Genomic DNA, 4,081 nt, shown 5'->3' on the forward strand with positions numbered 1-4,081 from the left:
GAAGACGGATCCTGACGGATCATCTGGCGGCAACGCACGGGTGGTCTGGTCCGAGGTTCCTCGCTGGAAGGGTTCATCGCCCGACCGGGTCAAACGAGGGCTTCTAATGGATGGGTGTGCCTGACCGCCGCCCTTGGGGTTCGTCTCTGGAAGCTGGTCTTTCGCCAGTCCTGTGTCTAGCCGGCACGGGATTGGCATGAGCCATGCTGCAGGACGCCGACACCCGTTGCACGCGGGCCGGTGTTTGCATGGCTCTCGAAGAGAATGAAGCGTTCATGATCGTCTCTCTCTTCCCTTGCAAAGGGGAACTGATGATCATGGGCGATGAGAACGATCAAGTGTCTTAAGGGCATCTGGTGAATGCCTTGGCATGCACAGGCGATGAAGGACGTGATACGCTGCGATAAGCCATGGGGAGCTGCGAATAAGCTTTGATCCGTGGATTTCCGAATGGGGAAACCCACCTCCGAGCCTTGGTCAGATCGGAACGGCACTGGATGGCGAAAGCTGCCCGGTGGTGTTGCGGTGACCAAGGTTCATCAGTGAGGTATCTAGCTCTGAATACATAGGGGTTAGAAGCGAACTCGGGGAACTGAAACATCTAAGTACCCGAAGGAAAGGACATCAACCGAGACTCCGTCAGTAGCGGCGAGCGAACGCGGACCAGGCCAGTGACCATCGAAGAAAGAAGCCGAACAGGTTGGAAAGCCTGACAAGAGTGGGTGATAGTCCCGTAGGCATAATGTTCTCGATGGTCCTCGAGTAGGGCGGGACACGTGAAATCCTGTCTGAAATTGGGGGGACCACCCTCCAAGCCTAAGTACTCGTGCATGACCGATAGTGAACCAGTACCGTGAGGGAAAGGTGAAAAGCACCCCGACAAGGGGAGTGAAATAGAACCTGAAACCGGATGCCTACAAACAGTAGGAGCCCAAGGTTTGTCCTGGGTGACTGCGTACCTTTTGTATAATGGGTCAGCGACTTAGTCTGGCGAGCGAGCTTAAGCCGATAGGTGGAGGCGCAGCGAAAGCGAGTCTGAACAGGGCGTTCAGTTCGTCGGATTAGACCCGAAACCGAGTGATCTAGCCATGAGCAGGTTGAAGGTGCGGTAACACGCACTGGAGGACCGAACCCGCATCTGTTGCAATAGATTGGGATGACTTGTGGCTAGGGGTGAAAGGCCAATCAAACTCGGAAATAGCTGGTTCTCCGCGAAATCTATTTAGGTAGAGCGTCGGATGTATTCCTCAGGGGGTAGAGCACTGAATGGGCTAGGGGGACTCACCGTCTTACCAAACCCAATCAAACTCCGAATACCTGAGAGAACTGTCCGGCAGACACACGGCGGGTGCTAACGTCCGTCGTGAAGAGGGAAACAACCCTGACCGACAGCTAAGGTCCCCAAGTTATGGCTAAGTGGGAAAGGATGTGAGAATCCCAAAACAACCAGGATGTTGGCTTAGAAGCAGCCATCATTTAAAGAAAGCGTAACAGCTCACTGGTCTAGATTTAAGGGTTCTTGCGCCGAAAATGTAACGGGGCTCAAGCCATACACCGAAGCTTCGGGTTTGCACCTCTGGTGCAAGCGGTAGCGGAGCGTTCCCTAGGCCGTTGAAGGCGGACCCGTGAGGGCTGCTGGAGGTATGGGAAGTGCGAATGCTGACATGAGTAACGATAAAGGGTGTGAGAGACACCCTCGCCGAAAGTCCAAGGGTTCCTGCTTAAAGTTAATCTGAGCAGGGTGAGCCGGCCCCTAAGGCGAGGCCGAAAGGCGTAGTCGATGGGAACCACGTTAATAATCGTGGGCCTGGTGGTGAGTGACGGATCCCGTGTGTTGTCAACCCTTATTGGATTGGGTTGGCTGCGAAGGGGTCCCAGGAAATAGCCCCACCGTATAGACCGTACCCGAAACCGACACAGGTGGACTGGTAGAGCATACCAAGGCGCTTGAGAGAACTGCGTTGAAGGAACTCGGCAAATTGCACGCGTAACTTCGGAAGAAGCGTGACCTCCATGGGCGCAAGCTTGTGGTGGTGGCACAGACCAGGGGGTAGCGACTGTTTATCAAAAACACAGGGCTCTGCGAAGTCGCAAGACGACGTATAGGGTCTGACGCCTGCCCGGTGCTGGAAGGTTAAGAGGAGGGGTGCAAGCTCTGAATCGAAGCCCCAGTAAACGGCGGCCGTAACTATAACGGTCCTAAGGTAGCGAAATTCCTTGTCGGGTAAGTTCCGACCTGCACGAATGGCGTAACGACTTCCCCGCTGTCTCCAACGCAGACTCAGTGAAATTGAATTCCCCGTGAAGATGCGGGGTTCCTGCGGTCAGACGGAAAGACCCCGTGCACCTTTACTATAGCTTTACACTGGCATTCGTGTCGGCATGTGTAGGATAGGTGGTAGGCTTTGAAGCGTGGGCGCCAGCTCGCGTGGAGCCATCCTTGAAATACCACCCTTATCGTCATGGATGTCTAACCGCGGCCCGTCATCCGGGTCCGGGACAGTGTATGGTGGGTAGTTTGACTGGGGCGGTCGCCTCCCAAAGAGTAACGGAGGCGCGCGATGGTGGGCTCAGACCGGTCGGAAATCGGTCGTCGAGTGCAATGGCATAAGCCCGCCTGACTGCGAGACAGACAAGTCGAGCAGAGACGAAAGTCGGTCATAGTGATCCGGTGGTCCCGCGTGGAAGGGCCATCGCTCAACGGATAAAAGGTACGCCGGGGATAACAGGCTGATGACCCCCAAGAGTCCATATCGACGGGGTTGTTTGGCACCTCGATGTCGGCTCATCGCATCCTGGGGCTGGAGCAGGTCCCAAGGGTTTGGCTGTTCGCCAATTAAAGCGGTACGTGAGCTGGGTTCAGAACGTCGTGAGACAGTTCGGTCCCTATCTGCCGTGGGTGTAGGAATATTGACAGGATCTGTCCCTAGTACGAGAGGACCGGGATGGACATACCTCTGGTGGACCTGTTGTGGCGCCAGCCGCAGTGCAGGGTAGCTATGTATGGACGGGATAACCGCTGAAGGCATCTAAGCGGGAAACCCACCTGGAAACGAGTATTCCCTATCAGGGCCGTGGAAGACGACCACGTTGATAGGCCGGATGTGGAAGCGCGGTAACGCGTGAAGCTGACCGGTACTAATCGCCCGATTGGCTTGATCGTTCTCATTCGCCCATGTTCATCGCTTCGCGATGATCATGGCCTTCATTCTCCCAGATTGTCTCCTTGCGCCAACCGGCTGTTGCCGGTTGTCTGCGGAGGGCCGGAACAGACATGTTCCGCCGACCCGTGACGGGTCGGGGCTGTCCTCGCTCCATGGGAGCGCTCGGACGGCGGCTTGTCGCTCGAGACACGAAAATCCAGCTTCCAGACTGATGCGATTGGCCGACCTGGTGGTTTTAGCGGGGCGGCCGCACCCGATCCCATTCCGAACTCGGCCGTGAAACGCCTCAGCGCCCATGATACTTCGTCTCAAGACGCGGGAAAGTCGGTCGCTGCCAGGTCTGCCAATCGCATCCCTTGTCTCTCTTCGCCTCCCTCAACGCCCGCCACGGTTCGCCCTGGCGGGCGTTTTGCGTCTCGGCCCCCGCCTGAAAAGCCCGCGGGATCCCGAGGCCGGGCAGGGCGCCGCTCACCGCCCCGCTCACGGCCCCTTCAGGGCAATGCCGCAAGCCCGAAGCGCGCGCCGAGCCCCTGGCCGTAGCGCTGAAGATCGGCGCGCAGCCGAAACAGCGCCAGGTCCTTCGCCTTCGCCTCCAGCATCACGTCGAAATCCAGCCCCTCAACCGCCCGCAGAAACATCGCAAACTCGAACGGGTTCACATAGTCCGCATGCCCCGTCGCAACCGGCGGAACCAGCTTCACACCCCGCTTGCCCGTCGCACGGTCCACCTGAGACACCTCCCGAAGCTCCGTGCGCGGCGAGGAATAGTGAACCTTGGCAACCTCGCCCAAAGGCCACGTCGAAACCATCGCCGAAACCGTCTCCCGCAAATCCAGCCCCTCCGGGTTCCAGCACCAGAAATGCTGGTGGTCGAACACCAAACGCACCCCCGTCCGACCGTGTACCCACAAAACGTC

At 57.6% G+C, this 4,081-nt stretch carries 1 protein-coding gene and 2 rRNA genes; 2 read left to right on the plus strand and 1 reads right to left on the minus strand.

What is annotated here, in order from left to right; genetic code table 11:
• Positions 1-332: 332 nt before the first annotated feature.
• Both AUL34_RS20525 and rrf read left to right on the plus strand, forming a co-directional pair.
• Positions 333-3,163 (plus strand): 23S ribosomal RNA (locus tag AUL34_RS20525).
• A 226-nt stretch (positions 3,164-3,389) separates the two neighbouring features.
• Positions 3,390-3,504, plus strand: a 5S ribosomal RNA gene (gene rrf / locus AUL34_RS20530).
• 151 nt (positions 3,505-3,655) lie between these two features.
• Here the strand turns inward: rrf and AUL34_RS20535 are convergent.
• Positions 3,656-4,075, minus strand: a complete 420-nt coding sequence (locus AUL34_RS20535) for a hypothetical protein (RefSeq protein WP_274532667.1) — start codon at positions 4,073-4,075, stop codon at positions 3,656-3,658.
• Positions 4,076-4,081: the final 6 nt, after the last annotated feature.

The organism is Aureimonas sp. AU22, assembly GCF_001463745.1.
Taxonomy (GTDB): Bacteria; Pseudomonadota; Alphaproteobacteria; order Rhizobiales; family Rhizobiaceae; genus Aureimonas.